The organism is Streptomyces sp. NPDC048516 (assembly GCF_043199875.1).
Lineage (GTDB): Bacteria > Actinomycetota > Actinomycetes > Streptomycetales > Streptomycetaceae > Streptomyces.
On the sequence record NZ_JBICWS010000001.1, the window covers coordinates 621,543 to 646,923 of the forward strand.

Consider the following 25,381-nt stretch of genomic DNA (forward strand, 5'->3'; position numbering starts at 1 on the left):
CCCTTGTACCGGGGCACCGGCACATCCCGCGGCGCGCGGTGCCGAGTTGCCCGGGGCCGGCCCGCCGCCCCTCGGCCGTCCGCCGAGGAAGATGCCCGCGCACACGGCCGAAGGGTGCGGTGCGTGAGAACCGTCAAAGGCCCCACCGACCACGTCGTGGTGGTCGGTGCCGGGCTCTCCGGACTGTCCGCCACGCTGCATCTGCTCGGCGCCGGCCGGCGGGTGACGGTCGTCGAGCGGGAGGCGCTGCCCGGCGGCCGGGCCGGCCGGATCGAGAGCCACGGCTACCGCATCGACACCGGACCGACCGTGCTGACCATGCCCGACCTCATCGACGAGGCGTTCGCCGCGGTCGGCGAACGCCTCACCGACCGGATGGAACTGCGGGCCCTGCACCCGGCCTACCGCGCCCGGTTCGCCGACGGCAGCGAGCTGGACGTGCACACGGACCCGCAGGCCATGGAGGCGGAGGTCGAACGGTTCGCCGGCCCCGCGGCGGCCCACGGCTACCGGCGGCTGCGGCACTGGCTCCAGCAGCTGTACGCGGTCCAGCGGCAGCGCTTCATCGACGCCAACTTCGACTCACCGCTGCAACTGCTGCACCCGGACCTGGTCCGCCTCGCCGCGCTCGGCGGCTTCGGCCGGCTCGACGACCGTATCGGCCGCTTCCTGCCCGATCCGCGGCTGCGCCGGGTCTTCTCCTTCCAGGCGCTGTACGCCGGTGTGCCGCCGGCGCGCGCCCTGGCCGCCTACGCCGTCATCGCCTACATGGACACGGTCGCCGGGGTGTACTTCCCCCGCGGCGGGATGCACGCCCTGCCCCGGGCCATGGCGGACGCGGCCGCTGACGCCGGTGCCGCCTTCCGCTACGGCCACCCGGTCACGCGGCTGGAACGCAGCGGTGACCGGATCACTGCCGTGGTGACCGAGCACGAGCGCATCCCCTGCGACGCGGTGGTCCTCACCCCCGACCTCCCGGTCGTCCACCGGCTGCTCGGCCGCCGCCCCCGCCGCCCGCTCCGCCTCCGTCACGCGCCCTCCGCGGTGGTCCTGCACGCCGGCACCGACCGGACCTGGCCGCGGCTGGCGCACCACACGCTCTCCTTCGGCGCCGCGTGGGAGCAGACCTTCGACGAACTCACCCGCACCGGGCGGCTGATGAGCGACCCCTCGCTGCTCCTCACCCGCCCCACCGCCACCGACCCCGGGCTCGCCCCGCCAGGACGCCACTTGCACTACATCCTGGCGCCCTGCCCCAACACCGAGACCGGCCCGGGCGCCGGGGACTGGCACGACCTGGCCCCCGGGTACCGCGACAGCCTGCTCTCCGTGCTGGAGCGCCGGGGACTCACCGGCATCGGTGCCGCCACCGAGGTGCACCACCTGGTCACTCCCGCCGACTGGGCGGCGCAGGGGCTCGCCGCCGGAACGCCGTTCTCCGCCGCCCACACGCTGGCGCAGACCGGCCCCTTCCGCCCCCGCAACCTGGTACGCGGCACCGAGAACGCCGTGCTGGCGGGCTGCGGCACCACCCCGGGCGTCGGCGTGCCCACCGTCCTGATCTCCGGCAAGCTCGCCGCGGCCCGGATCACCGGCCCGCGGCCCGCCCGTTCTCCCGCAGGCACCCCCCACCCCACCCCGAGAGGCATCCCGGCATGACCGCTCGCGAGCTGGACGCCGCAGGCATCACCGACCCCCTCCTGCGCGACGCCTATGCCCACTGCCGCCGGCTCAACGCCCGGCACGGCAAGACCTACTTCCTCGCCACCCGGCTGCTGCCCGTGGAGCGGCGGCCGGCCGTCCACGCCCTGTACGGCTTCGCCCGGCGCGCCGACGACCTGGTCGACGACCCCGGACCCGGCCGCTCCACCGCCGACCGCGCACGAGCGCTCGATGCCCTTCAGCGCTGTCTGGAAGAGGGCCTGCGCGGGGGAGAGACCACGGAACCGGTGGTGCGGGCGCTGGCGCACACCGCGGCCGTGTACGGCATCGATCACCGGCACTTCACGGACTTCATGGCGTCGATGCGCAGCGATCTGACCGTGACGGACTACCCGACGTACGAGGACCTGCGGCGCTATGTGCACGGCTCGGCCGCGGTGATGGGGCTGGAGATGCTGCCGGTGCTCGGCACGGTCGTGCCGCAGGAGGAAGCCGCACCGCACGCCGCCGCCCTCGGCATCGCCTTCCAGCTCACCAACTTCCTGCGCGACGTCGGCGAAGACCTCGACCGGGGCCGGATCTACCTGCCCGCGGACCTGCTCGCGGCACACGGCGTCGACCGCGCACTGCTGCGGTGGAGCAGGGACACCGGCCACCGCGACCCGCGGATCACCGCGGCCATGGTGGCGGCCGCCGACCTCACCCACGGCGTCTACCGCGAGGCGGAGCCCGGCCTCGCCCTGCTCGACCCGGTCTCGCGCCCGTGTATCCGCACCGCGTTCGTCCTCTACCGCGCCATCCTCGATGCCGTGCGCGACGACGGGTACGCCGTGCTGCACCGCCGCTCGGTGGTCTCCCGCAGCCGCCGCGCGGCCACCGCGTGCAGCGGTCTGGCCCGGGTTGCCGCCGCCCGCTTCGCCGCCCGCCGCCCCGCCGCGCGACGTGCCGGGGCGCCGCACCGCCCGCAGGAGGAGACCTCATGACCCGACAGGCCCGCCGGCCTCCGCGGTTCCCGCTCCGGCTGCGGCCGAGGCCCGTGCCGTGGGAAGCGCAGCGTCCGACCTGGCGCGACGCACAACCCGCGCGCCTCGCCGACGCCGTCAAAGCCGCCCTCGCCCGCCCGTCCGGCAACTGGTTCGTCCTCGGCGCGGCCGGCGCCATCGGCGTCCACCGGGCCTTCGGCCGCACCGTCGCCGGTGTCGAGGTCGTCGCCTGGCGCGACGCGGCCGGCCGGCTGATGGCCGGGCCAGGGGCCTGTCCCCACCTCGGCGCGCCGCTGGACCGAAGCCCCGTGCACTGTGGCATCCTCCGCTGCCGTTGGCACGGACTCGCCCTGGACGGCGCCCCGTTCGCGGGCTGGGAGCCGTTCCCCGCGTACGACGACGGGCTGCTGGCCTGGGTACGTCTCGACGAGGCCGGCGGGGAGCAGCCGCTGCCCGAGCCGGTCCTGCCCGCCCGGCCGCGGACGGCGGGTGCCGTCACCGCCGTGCACACCGTCACCGGACGGTGCGATCCCGAGGATGTGATCGCCAACCGTCTCGACCCGTGGCACGGCGCCTGGTTCCACCCCTACTCCTTCGTCGACCTCACCGTGGCCGGCACCCCCTCGGACAGTGGCGGGGAGGGGGCGGACGGCATCGCCGTCGAGGTCTCCTTCAAGGTCGCCGGGCGCGCCGTGGTGCCGGTCACGGCCCTCTTCACCGCCCCGGAGCCGCGCACGGTGGTGATGCGGATCGTGGCCGGCGAGGGCCGGGGCTCCGTGGTGGAGACCCACGCCACTCCGCTGGGCCCGGACGACCGGGGGCGTCCGCGCACCGCGGTCACCGAGGCGGTCGTCGCCACCTCCCGGCGCCCCGGATTCGCCCTCGCGCACGCGGCCGCGCCCGCCCTGCGCCCGCTGCTGCGCACCGTTTCGCGACGGCTGTGGCGGGACGACCTGGCCTACGCCGAGCGTCGCTGGGAGCTGCGCAGCAGCGGACGCTTCCCGGGCTGATGCCGGCCGGCGGCCCCGGACCCCGCCATCCCGGCGGACCGGGAGCACACCCCCGTCACCGCTCCGCCCACCGCGCCGCCCACCGCAGCGCCGCGGAGCGCCCCCTGTCCGGCACGGTCCACAGCGTCTGGCCGCGCACACCCCAGCGCCCCAGCAGCGCATTGGCCGCGAGGAACCCGGTCGTCGCCGCGCGCTCCATCAGCGCCACCGGGAACGGGGTGCGCACCGCGTCGCCCGCGATCACCACCCGGGGGTCGGGCGTGTGCACGGTCGGCCGGTCACCGTAGCCGCCCACCGGGAACAGCGGGCAGTCCGCGCGCCACTCGTCGCGCCGGTCGACGGTCCGGACACCGCGGGTCTCCGGGTAGACGGCGTGCAACTGCTCCACCAGGTGCCGCTGTTCGGCGGCCCGGTCGGCCCCCGGGGCGACGGCATAGGCATGCAGTTCGAGCACCGAGCCGCCGGTGCGGGCCGACCAGCGGGCCGCCTCCCCCTCCCAGCGCTCCAGCACGCTGACGTTGTCCAGCGAGCCGTAGCCGCTGGTGCCCAGGAAACCGGGACGGTCGGCGCGCACCCGCCGCTCCAGCCACAGCCGTGACACCAGGAAGGGCGGCGCGGTCCGCAGCCGCCCGATCCGCGCCCGCCATGCGGCGTCCCCCAACCCGTCCGACGCGGCGACGAGTTGCCGCAGCCCGCCGGGGTCCGGCGCCAGCACCACCGCGTCGTACCGGCGCGCCTCGCCCCGCGCGATGACCCGCACCCCGCCGCCCGCCGCCGGCTCGACCCGGGTCACCGCCGTGTCCGTGCACAGCCGTACCCCGTGCCCCCTCAGATACCGGCCGAGGGGGTGCCACAACGCCTGGGGGAAGGGCTCGGCGGGCACGTCGAAGAGCAGCCCCTCACTGGAGCCGAGGAAGTAGATGTGGAACATCAGCACCAGTTCCGCGGCGGACAGTTCCCGTGGGTCCGCGAAGAAACTCCGGGAGAACACCTCGAAGGCGAGATGACGCGCGGCCTCGGGGAAGCGGATGCGGGAGAGGAAGTCCTGGGCGCTGATGCCGTCCAGCCGCTCGTAGACCTGCGGCACCCTTACGTCGAGCAGCGGCAGGGCCGCGCCCGGTCGCATCCGCGCCAGATCCCGCCAGGTGAAGGTGGGACTGAGCGCCACAAAACCCAGTGCGCTCCACGGCGGTGTCCGGGGCACCCGCGCAAAGCTGTCCCGCAGGCCCGCACGGTGGCGCAGCGGGTAGTCGGGCAGCCGTCTGAGCAGGTCCAGTCCCGGGTCGGCCCGGCGCAGCAGCCCCCGCAGGTTGTAGTACTGCGGGAAGAAGGCATGGAAGCCCCGGCTCATGGTCGCCGCCGAGCCGTCGGCTAGCCGCACCGGCCGGCCCGCCAGCCGGCCGCCCAGGTCCGCTTCGCGTTCGTACAGCGTCACCCGCACCCCCCGCTCGGCCAGTGCGGTCGCGGCGGCGAGCCCCGCGATCCCGCCGCCGACCACCGCCGCACCGGGCCCGTCGGGCGCGGCCCGCTCCCGTCCCGGAGGGCCCGGCACCCGTTGTGCCCGGCGGTCGCGTCCGTGCCGCGCGGCGCCGCCTCGCGCAGGTCCGCGGATCACGCTCCCTCCCGCAGGGCGCACCCCGTGGACGGTTCGGCCTCGTGCGGCAGTGTCATGGCAGGCTCTCCTCCGGTCGTCGGGGACGTGCGACGGGCCGGTTCACCGCACCGTGGCCCGACGGGACAGCAGCGGAAGTTCGGCGGCGGTGCGGAGCATGGGCAGCACCGGGGAGCGCAGGCCGATGGCGACGTCCTCCCACAGGCGGGAGCGGCCGTCGAGAAACCGCAGCAGCCGCTCCATCGGCACCGTGCGGAACAGCCCCGTGAAGAACTCGGCTCCGTCCACCCGGCCGCGGTCCAGTGCACGCAGCAGCACCGCGTCCATCGCCCGGTGCCAGGCCGTGTGCGCGGGCGGGGGGAGCGGAGCCCGGCCCGCCAGGAGGGCGGCCGCGATGTGCGCGGACTGGCGTTGCACGGCGGCGAAGGTGTATCCGGTCGAGGCACGGGTGGCGCCGCCCGCGGTGCCGATGCGGAACACCGAGCGGCCCGCCCGCCGTGGAAACCGGCCGTCGGTCATCGGGATCGCGCCCTGCTCGACGGCGGTCACCCGGAACCCGTCCAGCCGCAGGACCTGCGCGGTGTACCGGCGCAACGCCCGCTCGTAGGCGGCGGTGTGGAGGATCCGGCGGGAGAACTCGGTGTACTCCACCAGCGCGGTGTGCTCGCTCAGCGGCAGGACATACCCGAAGGACAGGCCATGAGCGGGCTGCGGGGTGCGGAAGTCCATCAGATCCGCGGTCGCGGGATCGAACGCCGGCCGCCCGGTGCGGACGAACCAGCCCCGGAAGTGCTGCTGGAGAGTGGTGCGGGCCGGCGGGAGCCGGACGCCGGGCCGGGAGTCGAAGACCCAGCGCGCCCGGTAGACCACCGGCCGCCCGGCCTCGTCGCGCCCCCGCACCTCCGCGCCACCGGCGGCGTCCCGTACGGACTCCACCGTCGCGGTGGCCCGGACGACGCCGCTCCGGCCGGCGAGGCGGGCGCCGACGAAGGCCTCGAAGTCGCGCGAGCGCAGCATCTTGTAGCGGAAGGGGGCAGGCCGTCCTTCCGTCGCCGCCCCGTCGGGACCGTGCACCCGAAGCCGTTCCCACGACGCGGTCAGTGCGGAGTCGAAGGCGCCGCCCGGCGCTTCCCAGTAGCACCAGGTCCGCTCCTGCGGGGTGCGCGGCCCGTGCGGGGCGTCGATGAGCAGCACCGTTGGCTGCCGGTTGCCCGCCGCCGGTGCGCACAGCCGGTAGGCGAGCGACAGCCCGGCCGCTCCCGCGCCGACGATGACGGCCTCCGCGTCCCGCACGCCCGGTCCTCCCTGTGCCTCGGTGCGTCCGACGGTGATCCTTCCGCAGCAAGGGGCCGGGAGGCGGTGTCCGACGCGCGGGCAACCGGTGGGCCGGTCGACGTCTCCGCCTCCTGGCCGCTTTGACTACCGGTCAGGAGTGGGAGCGGGAGCGGGCGCAGGTGCGCAGGACCGCACGGTGACGGGGCCGGTGCCGTGGCGGCCGGGCCCGCCCGCGGTGCCCGCCGCGGCGTAGGCCAGAATCCTTTCCGACCAATCCGGGTGCCGCCCGGCGCCGAATCACCGGTGACCCTGTCACCGTCCGGAGGTGTCCATGCCCGTCGCAGCCCGCGGCGACCGATCCTCAGTGCCCCATTTCGGTGCCCTGGAAGCACTGCTCGACCGCGTCTCCCGCGGTGACCAGCAAGCATTCGAGAGCCTTTACACCGCAGTTGCCGGTTCCGTGCTGGGTCTGGTGCGCCGGGTGGTACGGGATCCCGCCCAGTCCGAGGAGGTGGCACAGGAGGTGCTGATCGAGGTGTGGCGGTCCGCGGCCCGTTACGACGCGCGGCAGGGCAGCGCCATGGCCTGGATCATGACCTTGACCCACCGGCGCGCGGTGGACCGGGTGCGCTCGGCCCAGGCGGCGGCCGACCGCGACCACCGGGCCGGAGTGCACGCCTACACCGCGGCCTTCGACGAGGTCAGCGAACAGGTCGAACGGCGTCTGGAGCGTGAGCAGGTGCGCCGCTGCCTGGGGCAGCTCACCGAACTCCAACGGGAGTCGGTGACGCTCGCCTACTACCGCGGGTACACCTACCGGGAGACCGCCGACCTGCTGGGCACGGCGCTGGGCACGGTCAAGACACGGCTGCGCGACGGACTGATCCGGCTCCGCGACTGCCTGGGGGTGTCGGCATGAACACCGTGGATCTGCACACGCTCACCGGTGCCTACGCCCTGGGCGCGCTCTCCGGGCGGGAGGCGGAGGAGTTCGCCCGCCACCTCGCCCAGTGCGAGGCCTGCGCCCGGGAAGTGCGGGAGCTGCAGGAGACCGCGGCCCGGCTCGCCCTGGCGGTCGCCGAAGTGCCCCCGGCGGATCTCCGGATGCGGGTCATGGCGGCTCTGCCCGAGGTCCGGCAGCTTCCCCCCGTACAGCGCGAGGCCACGGTGGTCCCGCTGCGCCGGCGCGCGCGCCGCCGCCTGCCCTACCTGGCGGCCGCCGCCTGCCTGGCGGCCGCCGCGGTCGCCGGCGGACTGGCCGTCGACGCCCGCTACGACGCCGACCGGCAGCGGGACCGTACCGCCCGCGCCGAGGCGCAGGCGGCCGAGGTCAGCGCCTTGATGACCGCGCCGGACGCCACCTTCCACACCACGGCCTTCAAGGGCGGGGGAAGCGGAACCGTGGTGGCCTCCAAGCGGATGGGGCGGACCGCCTTCCTCTACCACGGCCTGCCGGCACTGCCGGATCAGCGGGTGTACGAACTCTGGTACAGCCGCAACGGCACGATGGTGCCCGCCGGGCTCGTCGAGCCCGGCCGTTCCTCGGGCACGATGCTGCTGACCGGCGGACCGCAGGGCGCGGACGGAGTCGGTCTCACGGCCGAACCCCCGGGCGGCTCCAGCAGTCCCACCAGTGCGCCGCTGGGGCTCCTGCGGGTATGAGCTGACGTTTCAACGACGGGTGACACCGGGGCCGGCCGCCCTATGGCCGGCTCCGGTGTCCGCCGCCGCGCCACGGCGTCCGCCCTGCCGACGCCTTCCCGGCGGGCGGCCCCGTCCTGTCCGCGCGCTCTGCACTCCAGCTCATCGCGGTGGCCCGGAACATCAAGACCAATCCACCCCGTCCCCGGCACCGAATCCCTCAGTGAGCGGGCCGCCGCACCCCGGACGCGGCCCCGCCCCGACATGAGGAGGCACCTGCTGTGGAGCGCCGACGGATCGCTGTGGTGGGCGGCGGGGTGGCGGGACTCACCGCCGCGTATGTGCTGCAGCAAGGCGGATGCGAGGTGTCGCTGTACGAGGCGGACGACCGTCTCGGAGGTCACGCCCACACCCATGACACGGCCTCCTCGGACGGCCGGGTGGTACGCGTCGACACCGGCTTCATCGTCCACAACGAACGCACCTACCCACTGCTGCTGCGGCTGTTCGGTGAACTCGGGGTGGCCACCCAGGACTCCGAGATGAGCATGTCCGTACGGTGCGAGGGCTGCGGCCTGGAGTACGCCGGCGCCCGTGGTCCCGCGGGGCTGTTCGCCCGGCCGCGCAGTGCCCTGCGCGGGCGCTATCTGCGGATGCTGACCGAGATCCGCGCCTTCCACCGCGCGGCGCGCACCACGCTCGCCGCGGAGCACGGCGACACGCTGACCCTCGGGAAATTCCTGAGCAACTGCGGCTTCTCGCGGTACTTCACCACCCACTTCGTCACTCCGCTGGTCTCCGCGGTGTGGTCCTGCGCCCCCACCACCGCCATGCGGTACCCGGCCGTCTACCTGTTCCGCTTTCTCGAACACCACGGGCTGCTGTCCGTCGGCGGTTCTCCGCAGTGGAAGACGGTGACCGGCGGCTCGGTGGAGTACGTCGGCCGGGTCGCCAAGCAGCTCACGGCGGTCCGCACCGGCACCCCGGTGCGGGCGGTGCACCGCGGCCACGGCCGGGCCGGGGTCGTGACCGAGGACGGCACCCGGTGCGCGTACGACGCGGTGGTGGTGGCCGTCCACCCCGACCAGGCCCTGCGGATGCTCGCCGACCCCACCGACGACGAACGGCGGGTCCTCGGCGCGTTCTCCTCTTCGCGCAACACCACCCTGCTGCACGGCGACACCTCACTGCTGCCTCGCACGCGCGCGGCCCGGGCCTCCTGGAACTACCTGATGGCCTCCTGCACCACTGCCGCGGACAAGGTGCAGGTCAGCTACCACATGAACCGTCTGCAGCGGCTGGACACCCCGGAGGACTACGTCGTCACCCTCAACGCCGGCGACCGGGTCGCCGCCGACCGGGTCCTGGCCCGGATGGTCTACGAACACCCCCTCTACACACCGGAGTCGGTCGCCGCCCAGCAGAGCCTGCCGCGGCTGAACACGGCGGTCACCGCCTTCGCGGGGGCCTACCACGGCTGGGGCTTCCACGAGGACGGCTGCCGCTCCGGGGTCCAGGCGGCCGCGGCCCTGGGGGTGCGCTGGTGACACCCCGAACGGCCGCCCCGGCCACCGCCCCCGCCACCGTCGTCCGCACGCCCGCGCTCTACGAGTGCGTGGTCTCCCACGCCCGCACCGCCCCGGTGCACCACTCCCTGCGCCACCGCACCTACCTCTGGCTGGTCGACCTCGACCGCCCGCCACGGCTCCCGCTCGCCCTGCGCCCGCTGGCCCGGTTCGACCCCCGGGATCATTTCGCCGGCACCGCGCCGTCCCTCCGGGCCGGTCTGGAACGGTTCCTGACGAGCCGTGGGGTGCGGCTGGACGGCGGGCGGGTGCTGATGCTCGCGCACGCCAGAGTGCTGGGTCATGTCTTCAATCCGCTGACCCTGTACTGGTGCCACGACCGGAGCGGTGCACAGGTCTGCGTCGTGGCCGAGGTGCACAACACCTACGGCGAGCGCCACTGCTACCTGCTGCACACCGATACGCAGGGCCGGGCGGACGTCACCAAGGACTTCTACGTCTCACCGTTCTTTCCGGTCGACGGCGCCTACCGGATGCGCCTGCCCGAGCCGGCCGGGCGGCTCGATCTGACCGTACAGCTGCGGCGTGGTGACACCAGGCCGTTCACCGCCACCGTGCGCGGCACCCGGCGGCCCGCGACCCCGGGGCACCTGTTGGCCACGGTGCTGCGCCACCCCTGGTCGACGGCCGCCGTCACGGCCGGTATCCGCCGCCACGGCATCGCCCTGTACCTGCGAGGTCTGCCCGTCCGGACCCGCCCCCGCCGCCGTATCCAGGAAGGTATGCAGTGAAGACTTCCGTCCCGTACCGCACCGAAGCCGGCACCGCCCTCGCCGCGGCCGCCGCACTCACCACGGCCCGGGAGCGGGTGGACGCGGCCAGGTGGCCGGATGTGGCGCGCGGCCCGCGCGGCTCGGCCGCCCGTACCGCCGTGACCCGGCTCCTCGTCCAACGGGCCCTGGCCTCCCTACCGTTGCGGGTCGCACTGGGCGACACACCCGTCACGGGCGCCGAGGGGCCCCTGCTGCGGGTACACGACCCGGACGCGTTCTTTTGCCGGATCGGTTCCGACGGGCTGATCGGCTTCGGCGAGTCCTACATGGCGGGGGAGTGGGACACCGACGAACTGGTCGGCGCGCTGACCGTCCTCGCCTCCCGCCTCACCTCGCTGGTGCCCCGCCCCCTGCAGCGGCTGCGCGGCGCCTGGGCGCACCGGCGGCCGAGCGCACAGCGCAACACACCGGAGGGCGCACGGGAGAACATCCACCGTCACTACGACCTGTCCAACGACCTGTTCGCGCTCTTCCTGGACCGGACCATGACGTACTCCTCAGCCCTCTTCCCCCGCCGCCCCGCCGCGTGGAGCGATCTGGCCGGTGCCCAGCACCGCAAGATCGACCGGCTGCTGGACCTGGCCGGTCTGATCCACGGCAGCGGTAAGCGTCTGCTGGAGAACCATCTGGCCGACCGCCCCGGATACGCTGCCTACACGGCCCGCACCAGCGGCTTCCTTCCACTGCCACCGCGTCGCCACCCCCACCCGGAGGACACCCGCCCATGACCACCGGCCCGACACGGCCCACGGACCCAGGCAACGGCGAGGGCAAGGGCAACGGCGATGACAGTGACATGGGCATGGGCAGCGACAACCACAACCACAACCACAACCACAACCACAACGACAGCGGCATCGGTGGCGGCACCGACGGCGGACGCCGGAGCCCGCACCGGCCGCTGCTCGTCCACCGCCACCCCGACCTGCCGCGGGCCGCGGTGCTGCTGATGCACGGCGGCCGGGCGGACGGCCGCACTCCGCCTCCGCGGCTCAACCTCCCCGCGCTGCGGATGCGGCCCTTCGGCTCCGCGATGTCCCGGGCACCGGGCGGGCGGAAACTGCTGCTCGCCTCCGTGCGCTACCGCTGCCGCGGCTGGAACGGCCCGCAGGCGGACGCCGCCCGGGACGCCCGCCGGGCGCTCGACGAGCTGACCGGGCTCGCCGCCGACGTGCCGGTCGTGCTCGTCGGCCACTCCATGGGCGGCAGGGCCGCACTGCACACCGGCGGGCATCCGGCGGTCCGCGGTGTCGTCGCGCTCGCCCCGTGGTGCCCGCCCGGGGAGCCCGTCTCCCATCTGCGCGACCGGACCGTCGTACTGCTGCACGACAATCACGACCGGATCACCGACGCCGAAGGCTCCCGGCTCTTCGCCGACCGCGCCCGGCAGTCGGGGGCCCGGGCCCACGCGGTCGCCATGCCGCGCGGCGGCCACACCATGCTCCGCGGCGCCCGCGAGTGGCACCGGCTGACTGTGAAGCTCGTCACTGCCATCCTGGCCGGCGGGCCGTTGCCGGTACCGGATGAAGAGAGGCCGCCGCCCGGATAGCGGCCCGAACCCCGCACACCAGCCCCGCACGGCACACCTCTTTGCACACGTCCCGTCCGTCGCCCACGCGGCGGGCACGGAGCGAGCGTGCACACGATCCGGCGTGCAGTTCCGCCCCGCCCTTGATCGCCGCGCCGGGCCGCTTCCGCGTGCTCAAGTCCCGTGCGGGGAAGTCTTCTTCAGGGTGGGCAATCGGTGTGCGCTCTTCCCTGAACGGGCCGTCAGGGCGTGCCTCGACGGCGGTACTTGGCACGTCCGACGAGTACGTGATCGTCGCATTTGAGTCAAGAGAATCGCCGAAAACGAGCAAATGAAGCAACTTACTGACCAGATTGTCGCGTCTTCCGTGCAGAGTCATCAAACGGGGCCTTCAAGTGTGCCCCGCGCCAAGGGCTCGGAAACCGGGCTTCGAAGGAGAAGGTATGCGACCGTTTGCGTTGAGCTACGCCCGTCCGGCGGTGAAATCGCCGACGACCACCCCCTACAGCTATGACGCCACGCGGCAACTCAACGTCCTCCCGGACGGACGCCCGGCCACCTGTAGCCGGGCGGTGCTGCTGGCCACCGGGACCACCGCCTCCACCGCCGGTTCCAAGACCCACTTCGACGACTGAGCGCCCATGACCGTCCTGGTCCTCACCTGCGAGGAAGACTTGACGGCGGATATCGTGGTGTCCACGCTGCAGGACCTCGGTGTCCCGCTCGTCCGCCTCGACCCCGCCGACCTGCCCGGAAGGGTCGCCCTGTCGGCGGAGTACGCCGGGGACGACTTCCACGGATATCTCAAGGCGGGCACACGCATGGTGAGCCTCAGCAGTCTGCGTTCGGTATGGGTCCGCCGTCCGGGCGCCCCCGGGGCGCGCGCCCCGGAACAGTCCGCCTGGATCACGGCGGAATCCGAGCAGGCGCTGTACGGCATGCTCTCCTGCACCCCGGCGCGCTGGATGAACCACCCCGTCGCGTCCATGCAGGCACGCAACAAGCCCTGGCAGCTCCAATTCGCCCATCGCAGCGGTTTCCTCGTACCCCCCACGTTGATCACCACTTTCCCGGCGGTCGCCCGGCAGTTCGCCGCCGCCCACCAGGACCTCGTGGTGAAGTCGGTCAGCGGAAAGCACCCCGGCGACCCGCCGCTCGTGCTGCCCACCACGCGCATCAGCCCGGACGCGGACTTCAGCGGGGTCGCGGCCGGTCCCACCCTGCTCCAGCAGCACATCCACAAGGAGGCCGATATCCGGCTGACCTGCGTCGGCGAGCAGTTGTTCGCCGCCCGCAAGAAAGCCGATCCCGACGAGGTGGACAGCCGTTTCAGCCAGCACGGCACCTGGGAGCCTGCCGAGGTGCCGGACTCCGTCCACCGGGCGGTGAGCACCTATATGTCCACCGCCCAACTTGCCTATGGTGCCTTTGACTTCGCCGAAGACCCGGACGGGACGTGGTGGTTCCTCGAATGCAACCAGGGCGGCCAGTTCGGCTTCGTCCAGCTGGAGACCGACCAGCCCATCGCCCAGGCCATCGCCGCCTGGCTGGCCGTGGAACCCCTTACCTGATTCCTCGGAAGCGGTCGGCCGTGGGCGCACGGTGCCGCGAGGGCGGGGGCGAGGCTGTGCCGTTGCTCTGGTCCCTCGCCCCGCGGCACCGGCGCACCGGCGTCCGAGTGCGGCGCGTCCCTGGCGGCCACCGCACCCGCGGCACCGGCGCACCGGCGTCCGAGTGCGGCGCGCCCCTGGCGGCCACCGCGGCCCCCTACTTGCTCAAGACGTTCGCCACCACGATGAACAGCCCGATCATCACATCCACGCCACCGACCCGGAAGGACCCCGTCCAGTTCCGGCCCGCCACCCGGGCCGCCCACACCCCCCAGCCGAACAGCGCCACCATGTTGAAGCCCAGGGCGACGTCGATCGCGCTCGCTTCGCCCCACCACTTCGCCTGGGCGCCGAGCAGCACCGCGATCGTCGGCACCATCGCGGCCACCAGCGGCCATTCGGTCAGCATGGAACGCACCGCGCTCGCGGTGACCGGAGTGTCCTCGTCCGTCCGGTGCGCGATGGAGTGGGCGTAGCCGTGCGCGGCGGCCGACGCCACCGCCGACAGCGCCACCCACAATGCGTCATACCCGGGATCCGCCGGGGTGCCTTCATGGCCCAGCGCGGCCGCCAGCGCGCTGGCGAGCACCGAGCCGTACACCCCGCCGAACAGCAACCGCTGCAGGGGCTCCCCCCGTCTGGCGGGCGGCAGGGAATCGTCACGCATCACGGACACGGCGCCACCTCACAGGACCGACGGGGCTGCCCCGCTCGGGGAGGCCCATACGAGATGTAGCAGCCCCCGGCACGGATCCGTACGAAGCTACGCCGACCGTTCCGGGCGAATCATCCCCGTGGCGCGGCGGTATGGCCCCGCGGTATCGCGCGGAACCGAGGAGTCCGCACGGTCCGCGGAACCGAGGAGTCCGCACGGTCCGCGGAACCGAGGGCTCCGCACGGTCTGCGGCAGCTCGTCAGACGCGCACGGTCAGGGCGGGATGCGTACCGTTCAGATAGTGATCGCCGATGTCGCGGAGAGCGTGGGTGGGGGAGGTCCGCGCCGTCAGCACACGTGCGTTGCGCCAGAACCTGTCGAATCCCAGGGTCCCGGCCGGGGAGTCGGCGCCCTGGGCGAGTTCCAGGACATGGGTCGTGATGTCCATCGCCGACCTGCTGGTGACGGCCTCGGCCGCGGCGACCAGGACCGCGATGTCCGCGCGCTCGTCCACGCCGAGTTCCTGCCCTGCGAGAAGACCGCGCGCCAAGGCCTCGGTCGCCGATTCGACCACCGCCGCGGCGGTGTGGACAGCCGTCACCAACTGCCCGTAGGCGAGCAGCAGGTAGGGATCCGTGCTTGTCCGGTCCGGGTACGCATCGGGGTACGCACCGTCATCCGGACCCGTGGCCGGACGGCCGCGCGATGAGGCCCGGTCGATGTCCCGTGCCTCGGCAAGCGCTCCTTCGGCGGTGCCCAGGCTGACATGGGCAAGGGCGAGCCGGAGCGCCAACGGGGCGAGCGTGGCGAAGGGGGAGATGGCGTGCTCATCGTGGGGGACGGCGCCGAGGACCTGGTCGGCGGGGACCGGGACACCGTCGAAGCCGATGCGCCCGGCGCCCGTGAGCCGCTGGCCGAGGCGGTCGTGCTCCGCATCGGCCACCACCCCCGGGTGGGCCGGATCGACGCAGACGACCAGTGACTCACCGCTCTCGGCGCACACCGCGCCGAGCATCAGCCGATCGGCGACCTGGACACCCGAGGCGAGTGCCTTGCACCCGTGGAGGACGTACCCGTCGCCGGCCGGGGTGAGCGTCAGGTCGGGGCCCGCCGTCGGCTCCAGGTCCGGGATATCGGTACTGCCGCCCCAGAGCCACTGCTTCGCCGCCGACCGGAGTTCGAGCCCGTCGGCCCTTTCCGGGGTGCTGAAGAACCGGGCACTCCACGACAACACATAGTGCCGGGCCAGCAGTTCGCCGATGGAGCTGTCGGCCGCCGCGATCTCCCGGATGACCGCGCAGGCGGTACGCCAGTCGGTGCCGCGCCGGGCCGGTCCGGGCGGTGTCAGCAGGCCGGGCAGACCGGCTTCGCGCAGCCGTGCGGCCTCGTCGAACGGAGGCTTGCCCGCACGGTCGCGGCTGAGCGCGTCAACGGCGAGGTCATCCGCGATCTCCCGGGTGATGCGGAGCCGGATCCCTTCATCGGCAAGGGGGTGGGGCTCCGTGAAGGCGGGGCGTGCAGCGGACTTCTTCGGCATGGCGGCGTTCACCGTCCCGTCGGGCGTCTCCGGCGCGATCGGTGAGACCGGACCGCCGGCCGGTGAATCGGTACGCACCGGTGCCCGTACACCCATTTCTCCCACCCCTGATTCCCTAGTTTTCCCACTGGATTGGTAGGGAAAAGAATGCTTCCGGACTGCGGGCGGATCAAGGGGTGTTCAAGGGGTGGACAGACCGGTCTTGGCATCCGGTACCCCGCGAGGAGAGGCCCTGAGGGACTCCTGGGGGAGTCCTGAGGCAGCTCTGGGAAAGCTTCTGGGAAAGCTCTGAGGGAGCCCTAAGGGTTGGACCAGGAGGCCGGGTCCTCGGTCAGCGCGGATACCAGGTCCGGCAGCTCGGCCGAGGCGACATCGGCCAGAGAGACGCCGTCGAGGATCTGGCGGACATTGGCCCGCAGCGCGATCCACAGCGGCAGCAGTGACTCGGCGGGCCCCGTGTAGGACAACTCCGGTGGACGGACTCCGCGTACCGACACCAGCGGGCCGTCCACGACGCGGATGACATCCGCGACGCTGATCGCCTCCGCCGGCTTGGCCAGCCGGTAGCCGCCGTTGCCGCCGCGCTGGCTGTGGACGAGCCCGCCCCGGCGCATGTCGTTCAAGATGCCTTCGAGGAATTTATGCGGAATGTCCTGTGCTTGGGCAATGGCTTCCGCCTTGAGCGGCCCCGCGTCCCGGGCAGCGGCGAGTTGCAGCGCCGCGCGCACCGCATAGTCCGCTCTGGCTGAGATCCGCATGCTGCGCATTATCCCGTAAGGGACCCTGGCCGGGACCTCCGGGTGTCCCGGCCGGGGACCTCCTGGTGTCCCGGCCGGGGATCTCCGGGCGTCCCGGTCCCGTGATCTCCGGGTGTCCCGGTCCGGTATCCCGGTGCACCCGCGCCCGCCCTCTCGGAGTGCCCTGCGTCGCACTCTTCGCCGGGTTGCGAGCCCGTACGACCGGACGGAGGCTCGACGTAGGCACCGACTCCGAGGTGAGTGTCGTGGCAGACAAAGGCGCGTCAACGTCCGTCGCCGAGTCCGCGGTCATGGAAACGCGAGGGCCCGACAGCGTGGCAGTGGACCTGGTCGTCAACGGGGTCTCCTACGTCCTGGACCTGGAACCCCGGGTCAGTCTGCTGGACGCGCTGCGTGAGCACATGGCTCTCACCGGTTCAAAAAAGGGCTGTGACCAGGGAACCTGCGGGGCGTGCACGGTCTGGGTCGACGGGCGCAGAGTGCTGGCGTGTCTGACGCTGGCCGTCACCTGCGAAGGCCGGGAAGTAACCACTATCGAAGGCCTCGCCGAGGGTGAGGAGCTGCACCCGATGCAACGAGCCTTCCTCGACCACGACGCCTTCCAGTGCGGGTACTGCACACCCGGGCAGATCATGTCGGCCGTCGCCGTGCTGAACGAAGGACATGCCGGGTCCGACAGCGAGATCGCCGAGTGGATGAGCGGCAACATCTGCCGCTGCGCGGCCTATCCCCATATCCGCTCCGCCATCCGCGAGGTGTACGGCCACAAGACAGGACAGTGACAAGACCGGACAGTGACAAGACCGGACAGTGACAAGACCGGACAGTGACAAGACGGGGCAGTGACAGGACAGGACAGGACAGTGACGTGCGTGCCATCAGCTATACCCGCGCGACGGATGTGACCACTGCGGTCCGGGCGGTGACCAGCGACCCCGGAAGCTCCTACCTGGCGGGCGGCACCACGGAAGTCGACCTGCTCCGCCTCGATGTGCTGCGGCCCCATCGCCTGGTGGACATCAACCGACTGCCCCTGGCCGGGATCGAGGACCGTCCCGACGGGGGACTGCTCATCGGCGCGCTGGCCCGGATGAGCGAGGTGGCCGAGGCGCCGGGCGTCGTGCGGCGCTTCCCGATGCTCTCCCAGGCGCTGCTGCTCGGGGCCTCCGCCCAACTGCGGAACATGGCCTCCATGGGCGGAAACCTGATGCAGCGTGTGCGGTGTTCCTACTACCGGGACCCCGAATCCGCATGCAACAAGCGCGTTCCGGGCAGCGGCTGTTCCGCTCTGGAAGGAGCCCATCGCGGGCACGCGATCCTCGGCACCAGCGACCACTGCATCGCCACCCACCCCTCGGACATGGCGGTCGCGCTCGTGGCCCTGGACGCCGTCGTCCACGTGGAGGGCGCGCACGGCTCCCGCAGCATCCCGGTCGACGACTTCTTCCTGCTCCCGGAGGACACGCCCGAGCGGGAGCATCCCCTCACGCCCGGTGAACTGATCACCGCGATCGAGGTGCCCCCGGCCCCCGTGGCGCGCAGGTCGCTCTACCTCAAGGTGCGCGACCGTGAGTCCTACGAGTTCGCCCTCGCCTCGGCAGCGGTGGCGCTGGCGCTGGAGGACGGGGTGATCCGCGAGGTCCGGCTCGCGCTCGGCGGCGTGGCGACCAAACCGTGGCGCGCGCACCGGGCCGAGGACGTGCTCGTGGGGCGGCGCGCCGAGGCGGAGGTGTTCGCACGGGCCGCGGCCACGGAGCTGGCACCCGCCGTCACCCGCCCGATGAACGCGTTCAAGGCGGAACTCGCCCGGCGGACCATCGTCCGTGCCCTGCAGACCGCTGCCGCGCAAGGAGGCGGGACAGTATGACCACGGGCGCCACCCTCACGGCTGTCGGCCGGCCTCTCCCGCGCGTCGACGGCCGGGCCAAAGTCACCGGAAGCGGCCGCTACGCAGCGGAGTACACCCTGCCCGGCACCGTGTACGCCGCCCTCGTCGGCGCGCGTACCGCCTGCGGCCGGGTCACCGCCATCGACACCAGTGCCGCGGAGAACGCCGGCGGTGTGCTCGCCGTGCTGACCCACCGGAACCTGCCGAGAATCGCCGGCGCGCCCCATCTGCTTCCGTCGCTGGCCGGTCACGCCGCCCCCGGCGAGAGCTTCTTCCCGATGCAGGACGATGCCGTGCACTACTTCGGGCAGCCGGTGGCCATGGTGATCGCCGATTCGTACGAGCGCGCCCAGTTCGCGGCCCGGCAGGTCCATGTCGACTACGAGCGAAGCGCCTCCGTCACCACCCTCGAAGAGGGCCGGGACCAGGCCTACGAACCCGAGGCGATCTTCGCGGGCTTCCTCCCCGCACGCAGTGTGCGCGGAGATGTCGAGGCCGGCTTCCGGGCGGCCACCCAACGCCTCGACGCGACCTATCACTTCGCGGCAAACCACCACAATCCCATCGAGCCCTCGGCCACCACGGCGGTCTGGGACGGCGACCGGCTCACCCTCTACGACGCCACCCAGGGAATCGTGGCAAGCCAGAGCACCGTGGCGGCGCTGCTGGGCATCCCGCCGTCGAAGGTGCGGGTCCGTGCGCCGTTCGTCGGCGGGGGATTCGGCTGCAAGGCCATGATCTGGCCGCATGTCACCCTGGCCGCCATGGCCGCACGCCATGTGCGGCGCCCCGTCAAGCTGGCGCTCACCCGCGAGCAGATGTTCACCTCCTGCGGCCACCGCGAGGAGCAGGAGCAGCGCATCGAACTCGGCGCCACGGACGAGGGCCGGCTCACCGCCCTGCGGCACCACAAGCTCTCGCTGACCTCTCCTTTCGACGACTGGGCCGAACCCTCGCTCAGCATCGCCTCGCAGGCGTACGCCTGCCCCAACTACGAGGGCGTCTACCGGCTGATCCGCAGCAACACCATGACGCCCACCTTCACCCGCGGGCCCGGCGAGACCACCGGCATGTACGCCATGGAATGCCTGATGGACGAGCTCGCCCACCGCATCGGCGTCGACCCGGTACAACTCCGGCTGCGCAACCACGCACAGTCCGACCCCCAGACCGGCCATCCATGGTCGAGCGACGGCGCGGAGGAGTGCTACCGCCGTGGCGCGGCCCGCTTCGACTGGCACTCCCGCAACCCCGAACCCCGCTCCCAGCGGGACGGCAACTGGCTGATCGGCAAAGGCATGGCCACCGCCGGATACCCGGTGTTCTTCCCCATGCAGCCGCAACGCGCCCGGGCCCGTCTCTACGCCGACGGCTTCGCCGTGGTGCAGGCCGGCACGCAGGAATTCGGTACCGGAGCGGCCACCGCCATGACGCAGGTCGCCGCCGACGGCCTGGGGATCTCCGTGGAGAACGTACGGTTCGAGTACGGCGACACCGACCTGCCGAACGTCGCGGCGACGGTCGGCTCGGCAGGCGCCGGCATGATCAGTGCCGCGGTGCACACCGCGGCCACCACGCTCCGCGACCAGATGATCGAGCAGGCGATCGCCGACCCCGCCTCCCCCCTGCACCAGGCGGACCCGGCCGCTGTCGTCGTCCGTGACGGGCGGATGGAGCTACCGGACCGGTCCGGCAGCGGCGAGTCCTACCGCGACCTGATGCAGCGCCACTTCATGACCGATATGGACGCCCTCGGCAGTTGGAGCCCGCCGCCCCCGGACGTGCCCTACGGGCTCGCCACCTTCGGTGCGCAGTTCGCCGAGGTCGCCGTCGATCCGGACCTCGGTGTGGTCCGCGTACGCCGGATGGTCGGCGCCTTCGCCCCGGGCCGGATCCTCAACGCCGCCACCGCGCGCAGCCAGGTCATGGGCGGCATGCTCTGGGGCATCGGCCAGGCGCTGTTGGAGGGCACGGTGGTCGACACCCGCGACGGCCGCTGGGCGAACGCGAGCCTGGGGGAGTACCTGGTACCGGTCAACGCCGACACCCCCGATGTCGACATCGAGTTCGTGGAGGTACCGGACACGGTCGTGAACCCGCTGGGTGTCAAGGGCCTCGGAGAAGTCGGCATGGTCGGCGCCGCGGCAGCCATCGCCAACGCCGTCTTCCACGCGACCGGATACCGCGCCCGCGAACTGCCGATCAGGATCGAACACCTGCTGTAGGGGTGGGCTCCGGCCTGCTGTCTCCCGGCGTGTCGCCTCTTCCGCGCTGTCTCCGGCCCCTGTCCGGCGTACGACGCCGACGCCGACGGCAGTCGGCCGGCCAGCCCAGCCCCCCTGAGAACCCGGATCCCGGATCCCGGACCGTGGCTGACATGCGCTGGAGCCCATGACGCATGATTTCGTCAGGCGGTGGCCATCACGGAGGGAAGTATGTACGGACAAAGCGGTACCAGCCGGGTCCTGCTGGTGGACGATGACGCGGCGATCCGGCGGTCGCTGGGGCGCGGACTGCGGCTGAACGGCTTCACCGTGGGGCTGGCGGACGGCGGCCGGGCCGCGCTGGAGCGGATGGCCGAGGCGCCGCCGGACGTCATGGTCCTCGATATCTCGATGCCCGATCTCGACGGCATCGCGGTGTGCCGGCAGCTCAGGGAGCACGGCAACGACCTCCCCGTGCTGATGCTCTCCGCGCTCGACGAGGTCACCGACCGGGTGGCGGGACTGCAAGCAGGCGGGGACGACTACCTCGTCAAACCGTTTGCCCTGGACGAACTCGTGCTGCGTCTGCATGCGCTGCTGCGGCGCCGCCCCCCCGCCCCCACCGACGGCGTACGCGTCGGCGGTCTGGCGCTCGACACGGCGGCACACCGCGCACGGCTCGACGACCGGGAGGTGGAACTGACCCGACGCGAGTTCGCCCTGCTGGAAGTCCTGGCCCGCAACGCCGGGCAGGTGCTGACCCGCGACCAGCTGCTGGAACGCGTATGGGGCTACGACTTCGAGGTGCGCACCGACGCGGTGGACACCTTCGTCAGCTATCTGCGGCGCAAGCTGGAAGCGGGCGGGCGGAGCCGGATCGTGCACACGGTGCGAGGCGTCGGCTTTGTGCTGAGGGACGACGAGGGCGGGGCGGCGCGATGAGGCTGTCCACCCGGATCGCGCTCGTCGTCGGGATGGTGGTGCCGCTGCTGGTGGTGGTGTCCGGCTGGCTCCTGGTGCAGCTGGTGGGCAAGGATCTGCGCATCCAGGCGGACCAGCGTCTCACCGAACGTGCGCAGAGCGTGGCCGTGGCGGCGCGCGGCCTGTTGCGGGCCAGCTCCCACGACCGGCCCCGCGCCGAACAGGCCCGCCAGCGGAAGCTGTTCACCGCGGCCCTGGACGTCGGCGTCCGGCTGTCCGGCTCCGGCACCACCGTCATGGACGGCCCGCAACCCGCCGCCTCGGTTCCGCTGCCCGCCGGCACTCGGCATCCGTCCACCGTGCGGTCGCAGGGCAGGAGCTGGCGGGTGCTGGCCGTGCCGGTCACCGGTCGCGGCGCAGGGGTGCACGGGATGCTGTGGCTGTTCTCCCCGGACACGGCGCGCGAGGCGCAGCTCGGGATGGTGCGCCGGAGGGTGATCATGGTGGCGCTGCTCGCGGCTCCGCCGGCCGGTGCCGCGGCCTGGCTGCTCGCCGCCCGCGCGGCCCGGCCACTGCGGCGTCTGCAACAGGCGGCCGGCGGACTCGACCCGCACACCAGCGCCGCTCGGCTGGATCACGCCCCGACCCGCATCACCGAGGTCGACGACCTTGCCCGGACGCTGCAGACCTTCCTGACCCGGTACGACGAGCAAGCCGCCCGCACCGCCGAGGCGCTGGCCTCGGCACGCTCGTTCTCCGCCGCCGCGTCCCACGAACTGCGCACGCCGCTGATGAGCATGCAGACCAACCTCGACATCCTGGAGGCGTTCCAGGACCTCGACGCCGCCGACCGGGCGGAGACGGTGGACGATCTGCGGCATGAACACGCCCGCCTGCTGGGCCTGTTGGTGATGTTGCGGGCGCTTGCCCAGGGCGATCTGGTGGAGGCCGATTCGTTCGCCGTCATCGACATGGCCGATCTCGCCGACGAGGCCGCGGCGGATGTCCGGCGCAGGTACCCAGGGGCCGAGGTGGTGGTCCACAGCAGCCCGGGGCTGACGATCCACGGATGGCGGCCGGGGCTGCGTTCACTGCTGGACAACCTCTTGACGAACGCGCTGGTCCACGGCCGGTCCGCCGAGGGCGGCGCCCATGTCGCGCTCTCCCTCCGCGCCGGTGAGGACAGCGGCTCTCCCTGCGTCGTCCTCGGTGTCGAGGACCGTGGGCCGGGTGTGCCGCAGCAGCGCCGGGAGGCGGTCTTCCAGCGTTTCCAGCGCCGTCCGGACAGCCCCGGCTCCGGCCTCGGGCTCACCCTGGTCGCCCAGCAGGCCGCCCTGCACCGGGCGAGCCTGCGGCTTGCGGACGGCCCCGGCGGCCGCGGAGCCCGCTTCGAGGTCGTCTTCCCCGCCGCACCCGCCCACCGTCCTCAGCACACGGCGCTGCCCGCGCACCGGGACTGGCTGGCGGATCCCGTGGACCGCCCACAAGGTTTCCACAAAGAACACCCCTAGCTTCTCCTTGCGGACGGGCACCGTGCCCGCCCCGCTCGTGAGGAGGACCTTCATGCGTACCCGGAGCATCGCCCTCTCTTCGGTGGCTGCCGCGACAGCCCTGCTCGGTGTCGTGGGCACCGCCGCCGCGGACAGCAGCACTCCTGCACCGTCCGGTTCCGCCTCCGCCAAGACCCGTACGGGAGAAGGCAAGACCCGTACGGGAGATGGCGCACAGGCGCTGTGCAGGCGCGCCCCGAAGATCGAGAAGCGCCTCCACCGGGCACTTCACCGTCTGCAGGGCAAGGCCGGGGTCCGTGGCTCCGTCGCCCGCCTGGAGAAGCGTGCGGAGAAGGCGAAGGCCGCCGGGCACACCGAGATCGCGACCTTCCTCAACCACAAGCTCGCCCACCGCAAGTCCCTCGTTCCCACGCTCCAGCAGCGGCAGAAGGACCTCGCCAAGGTCGCCACCTGGTGCAAGTCCCGGAACAACACGACCTCGTCGTGACCCGGACCGGACAGGCCGGGGTGTTCGCGGCGATCACCCTGATGTGCGGACTGCTCGTCGCCGGATGCGGGAACGGGGTACGTACCGAGGGCGACGTCCCTCACGTGACATCGTCGCCCTCCGCGCCCGCGCCCACGCCCACCGACCTGGCGGAGATGCGCAAGCTGCTGGACGGCGCCGAGAGCGCAGCGGCTGCGGCGGACTCCGACGCGGCCGCGGACCGCTAGGCGGCCGGGACGTTGCGGACAGGGCCCAGGGACGAGGAAGTCCGCCCGGGTCGCGACGGCGACGGCGACGGCGACGGCGCGTGTACGGGGGTGCGCCATATCCCGCCGCTCCCTCGCCCCTCGTCAGGCCTTCGCCCGTCGCCCTTCGTCCGGTCGCCCTTCGCCTGAGCGTGTCACCCCGGCGCGCTCGGGCGATCCGGCTCAGTCCTCCGCCCGCTGGGTGACGGGAGCCTCGGTGCGGTCGCCAGGGAACTCGTACCAGCGGCGTTGCAGACAGACATAGCGCGCATCGGCCTCGACCAGGTGGAGGAAGGCCGTCACGGTCTCCCGCAGGCGTTCCTGCAGCGCGGGATCGGTCAGCTGCCCGTCCTCGGTGAACCCCCGATGCGCCGCGGCAAGGCTGAACATATCCGGGTAGACCCGGGTGCCCAGATGCTCCAGCGGAACCCTCAGTGCCCACAGCCCCCGGTTGCCGCCGACCAGGGACGGGGAGGCGGAGACCAGCAGCGCATGCTTGGTCTTGAACGGCTGCGGGCGAATCCGCGAAACCCAGTCGATCGCATTCTTGACGACCCCCGGCAGGGAAGCGTTGTACTCGGGGGAAGCGATCACAAAGGCATCGCAGCGCTCCAGCCGGTCGCGCAGCGCCAGAGCACCGTCCGGAACCCCTCCTTCGGCCTCGACATCACCGTCGTACAGCGGCATATCGAATTCCCGCATCGCGGCGAGATCCACCATGGCGCCGGCCTCGGTCATCATGCGTCCGACAAGGGAAGCAAGACGGGCATTGGACGACCCTGCCCGTAGTGCGGCGCCGAGAACAAGGACACGCAGCGGTCCGGGGTGTGCATCCGTGGGCATGGTGACGTCCTTCCGGCACAGGAGTGCGAGTGCCCGTCGCCGCACACACGGCCACCGCCTGGGGTGGTGAAAGCGTACCGGCGCACAGGCGACGCACCCGGTACCCACCGCGCCATGTCCCGACCTGCGCCCCAGCCACCGGAACGCGTCGATCCCGTCGATGCTGCCGGCCTTCCGGCCTTCCGGCCTTCCGGCCTTCCGGCCTTCCGGCCTTCCGGCCTTCCGGCCTGCCGGCTCCGCCGGTGCCGGTATCGATGCCGATGCGATGCCGGCGCGGACGTTCCCCGTCCGGACTATGCGGAAGCGCTGCGCGCCCGGTTCCGGGTGGCCCGGCGCCGCATGGCGCGTCGCTCGTCCTCGCTCATCCCGCCCCAGACACCCGCATCCTGACGGGATTCGAGCGCCCACTGCAGGCACTGCCCCATGACCGGGCAGCGGCGGCAGACGGCCTTGGCCTCCTCGATCTGCAGGAGCGCGGGGCCGGTGTTGCCGACGGGAAAGAAAATTTCCGGGTCCACTTCGCGGCACACCGCGTCGTGACGCCAGTCCATGGCTACCTCCGTTCTCCGCGGCCGAGCGCGGTCGGTTCCCTCACTTCGAGGCGCCGGGGCTTTCTGCTCACGTCCTCAACCGTTGTGCCCGGGCCGCTGGT

Annotated in this window: 25 protein-coding genes; 18 read left to right on the forward strand and 7 right to left on the reverse strand. The window is 72.6% G+C overall.

Translation table 11 applies throughout. The features are described 5' to 3' along the window. The first annotated feature begins 123 nt into the window (after positions 1–123). Genes crtI through ACGFR7_RS02825 form a run of 3 tightly spaced genes read left to right on the forward strand, consistent with a single transcriptional unit; the run spans position 124 to position 3,655 of the window. Positions 124–1,659, forward strand: coding sequence for a phytoene desaturase family protein (gene crtI, locus ACGFR7_RS02815; RefSeq protein ID WP_393312213.1), 1,536 nt, complete (start codon positions 124–126; stop codon positions 1,657–1,659). Continuing rightward, the gene (locus ACGFR7_RS02820; RefSeq protein ID WP_393312215.1) at positions 1,656–2,645 is read left to right on the forward strand and encodes a phytoene/squalene synthase family protein; all 990 of its coding nucleotides are present in this window, start codon (positions 1,656–1,658) and stop codon (positions 2,643–2,645) included. The genes crtI and ACGFR7_RS02820 overlap by 4 nt, the downstream gene beginning before the upstream one ends. Then, a complete protein-coding gene (locus ACGFR7_RS02825; protein WP_393312217.1) occupies positions 2,642–3,655 on the forward strand; it encodes a DUF5914 domain-containing protein in 1,014 nt (337 codons plus the stop codon). Before ACGFR7_RS02820 ends, ACGFR7_RS02825 begins: the two co-directional genes overlap by 4 nt. A 55-nt stretch (positions 3,656–3,710) precedes the next feature. Here the strand turns inward: ACGFR7_RS02825 and ACGFR7_RS02830 are convergent, their stop codons facing one another. Both ACGFR7_RS02830 and ACGFR7_RS02835 read right to left on the reverse strand, forming a co-directional pair. Continuing rightward, positions 3,711–5,267: an FAD-dependent oxidoreductase gene (locus ACGFR7_RS02830; protein WP_393312646.1), complete on the reverse strand. Its 1,557-nt coding sequence runs from the start codon at positions 5,265–5,267 to the stop codon at positions 3,711–3,713. Positions 5,268–5,369: 102 nt separating this feature from the next. After that, positions 5,370–6,560 carry a lycopene cyclase family protein gene (locus ACGFR7_RS02835; RefSeq protein WP_393312219.1) on the reverse strand — a complete coding sequence of 397 codons (1,191 nt, stop codon included), beginning with the start codon at positions 6,558–6,560 and terminating at the stop codon, positions 5,370–5,372. Between the two features lie 313 nt (positions 6,561–6,873). Here ACGFR7_RS02835 and sigK point away from each other — a divergent pair, with 313 nt between their 5' ends. The 8 genes from sigK to tgmB all read left to right on the forward strand — a co-directional run bounded on the left by sigK (position 6,874) and on the right by tgmB (position 13,641). Continuing rightward, positions 6,874–7,461 (forward strand): ECF RNA polymerase sigma factor SigK, encoded by a 588-nt coding sequence (gene sigK, locus ACGFR7_RS02840; RefSeq protein WP_393312221.1) that lies wholly within the window; start codon positions 6,874–6,876, stop codon positions 7,459–7,461. Continuing rightward, complete coding sequence (locus tag ACGFR7_RS02845) at positions 7,458–8,204, forward strand: anti-sigma factor domain-containing protein (protein WP_393312223.1); 747 nt, start codon at positions 7,458–7,460, stop codon at positions 8,202–8,204. Before sigK ends, ACGFR7_RS02845 begins: the two co-directional genes overlap by 4 nt. 260 nt (positions 8,205–8,464) lie before the next feature. Continuing rightward, positions 8,465–9,730 (forward strand): NAD(P)/FAD-dependent oxidoreductase, encoded by a 1,266-nt coding sequence (locus ACGFR7_RS02850; protein WP_393312225.1) that lies wholly within the window; start codon positions 8,465–8,467, stop codon positions 9,728–9,730. After that, a complete protein-coding gene (locus tag ACGFR7_RS02855) occupies positions 9,727–10,500 on the forward strand; it encodes a DUF1365 domain-containing protein (protein WP_393312227.1) in 774 nt (257 codons plus the stop codon). Before ACGFR7_RS02850 ends, ACGFR7_RS02855 begins: the two co-directional genes overlap by 4 nt. After that, entirely contained in the window at positions 10,497–11,270 is a 774-nt protein-coding gene (locus ACGFR7_RS02860) for a class I SAM-dependent methyltransferase (RefSeq protein ID WP_393312229.1), read from the forward strand. Before ACGFR7_RS02855 ends, ACGFR7_RS02860 begins: the two co-directional genes overlap by 4 nt. Then, positions 11,267–12,091, forward strand: coding sequence for an alpha/beta fold hydrolase (locus ACGFR7_RS02865; protein ID WP_393312231.1), 825 nt, complete (start codon positions 11,267–11,269; stop codon positions 12,089–12,091). Before ACGFR7_RS02860 ends, ACGFR7_RS02865 begins: the two co-directional genes overlap by 4 nt. 422 nt (positions 12,092–12,513) lie before the next feature. Next, a complete protein-coding gene (gene tgmA / locus ACGFR7_RS02870; RefSeq protein WP_030079154.1) occupies positions 12,514–12,705 on the forward strand; it encodes a putative ATP-grasp-modified RiPP in 192 nt (63 codons plus the stop codon). Positions 12,706–12,711: 6 nt separating this feature from the next. Further along, on the forward strand, positions 12,712–13,641 hold the full coding sequence (gene tgmB, locus ACGFR7_RS02875) for an ATP-grasp ribosomal peptide maturase (RefSeq protein WP_393312234.1): 930 nt from the start codon (positions 12,712–12,714) through the stop codon (positions 13,639–13,641). A gap of 196 nt (positions 13,642–13,837) precedes the next feature. On the opposite strand, the gene ACGFR7_RS02880 is transcribed toward tgmB, so the two are convergent. From ACGFR7_RS02880 to ACGFR7_RS02890, 3 genes are all read right to left on the reverse strand, one after another. After that, complete coding sequence (locus tag ACGFR7_RS02880) at positions 13,838–14,347, reverse strand: hypothetical protein (RefSeq protein WP_393312648.1); 510 nt, start codon at positions 14,345–14,347, stop codon at positions 13,838–13,840. 247 nt (positions 14,348–14,594) lie between these two features. Further along, positions 14,595–15,872, reverse strand: a complete 1,278-nt coding sequence (locus tag ACGFR7_RS02885; protein ID WP_393312650.1) for an acyl-CoA dehydrogenase — start codon at positions 15,870–15,872, stop codon at positions 14,595–14,597. A 299-nt stretch (positions 15,873–16,171) separates the two neighbouring features. Further along, complete coding sequence (locus tag ACGFR7_RS02890; protein ID WP_393312236.1) at positions 16,172–16,630, reverse strand: RrF2 family transcriptional regulator; 459 nt, start codon at positions 16,628–16,630, stop codon at positions 16,172–16,174. A gap of 245 nt (positions 16,631–16,875) precedes the next feature. Between ACGFR7_RS02890 and ACGFR7_RS02895 the strand changes: the two genes are divergently transcribed. The 7 genes from ACGFR7_RS02895 (at position 16,876) to ACGFR7_RS02925 (ending at position 23,868) form a co-directional block, all read left to right on the forward strand. Further along, positions 16,876–17,412, forward strand: coding sequence for a (2Fe-2S)-binding protein (locus ACGFR7_RS02895; RefSeq protein WP_393312238.1), 537 nt, complete (start codon positions 16,876–16,878; stop codon positions 17,410–17,412). An 86-nt stretch (positions 17,413–17,498) separates the two neighbouring features. After that, complete coding sequence (locus ACGFR7_RS02900) at positions 17,499–18,497, forward strand: FAD binding domain-containing protein (RefSeq protein ID WP_393312240.1); 999 nt, start codon at positions 17,499–17,501, stop codon at positions 18,495–18,497. Further along, a complete protein-coding gene (locus ACGFR7_RS02905) occupies positions 18,494–20,743 on the forward strand; it encodes a xanthine dehydrogenase family protein molybdopterin-binding subunit (RefSeq protein ID WP_393312242.1) in 2,250 nt (749 codons plus the stop codon). Before ACGFR7_RS02900 ends, ACGFR7_RS02905 begins: the two co-directional genes overlap by 4 nt. A 210-nt stretch (positions 20,744–20,953) precedes the next feature. Next, on the forward strand, positions 20,954–21,664 hold the full coding sequence (locus tag ACGFR7_RS02910) for a response regulator transcription factor (RefSeq protein WP_393312244.1): 711 nt from the start codon (positions 20,954–20,956) through the stop codon (positions 21,662–21,664). Beyond that, entirely contained in the window at positions 21,661–23,154 is a 1,494-nt protein-coding gene (locus ACGFR7_RS02915) for a sensor histidine kinase (RefSeq protein WP_393312246.1), read from the forward strand. Before ACGFR7_RS02910 ends, ACGFR7_RS02915 begins: the two co-directional genes overlap by 4 nt. A gap of 52 nt (positions 23,155–23,206) precedes the next feature. Further along, a complete protein-coding gene (locus ACGFR7_RS02920; protein WP_393312248.1) occupies positions 23,207–23,641 on the forward strand; it encodes a hypothetical protein in 435 nt (144 codons plus the stop codon). Next, on the forward strand, positions 23,638–23,868 hold the full coding sequence (locus ACGFR7_RS02925; protein WP_393312250.1) for a hypothetical protein: 231 nt from the start codon (positions 23,638–23,640) through the stop codon (positions 23,866–23,868). The genes ACGFR7_RS02920 and ACGFR7_RS02925 overlap by 4 nt, the downstream gene beginning before the upstream one ends. Before the next feature lie 201 nt (positions 23,869–24,069). Here the strand turns inward: ACGFR7_RS02925 and ACGFR7_RS02930 are convergent, their stop codons facing one another. Together ACGFR7_RS02930 and ACGFR7_RS02935 are read right to left on the reverse strand one after the other, a co-directional pair. Next, a complete protein-coding gene (locus tag ACGFR7_RS02930; protein ID WP_393312252.1) occupies positions 24,070–24,729 on the reverse strand; it encodes an NADPH-dependent FMN reductase in 660 nt (219 codons plus the stop codon). A gap of 293 nt (positions 24,730–25,022) precedes the next feature. After that, on the reverse strand, positions 25,023–25,280 hold the full coding sequence (locus ACGFR7_RS02935; protein ID WP_393312254.1) for a WhiB family transcriptional regulator: 258 nt from the start codon (positions 25,278–25,280) through the stop codon (positions 25,023–25,025). Positions 25,281–25,381: the final 101 nt, after the last annotated feature.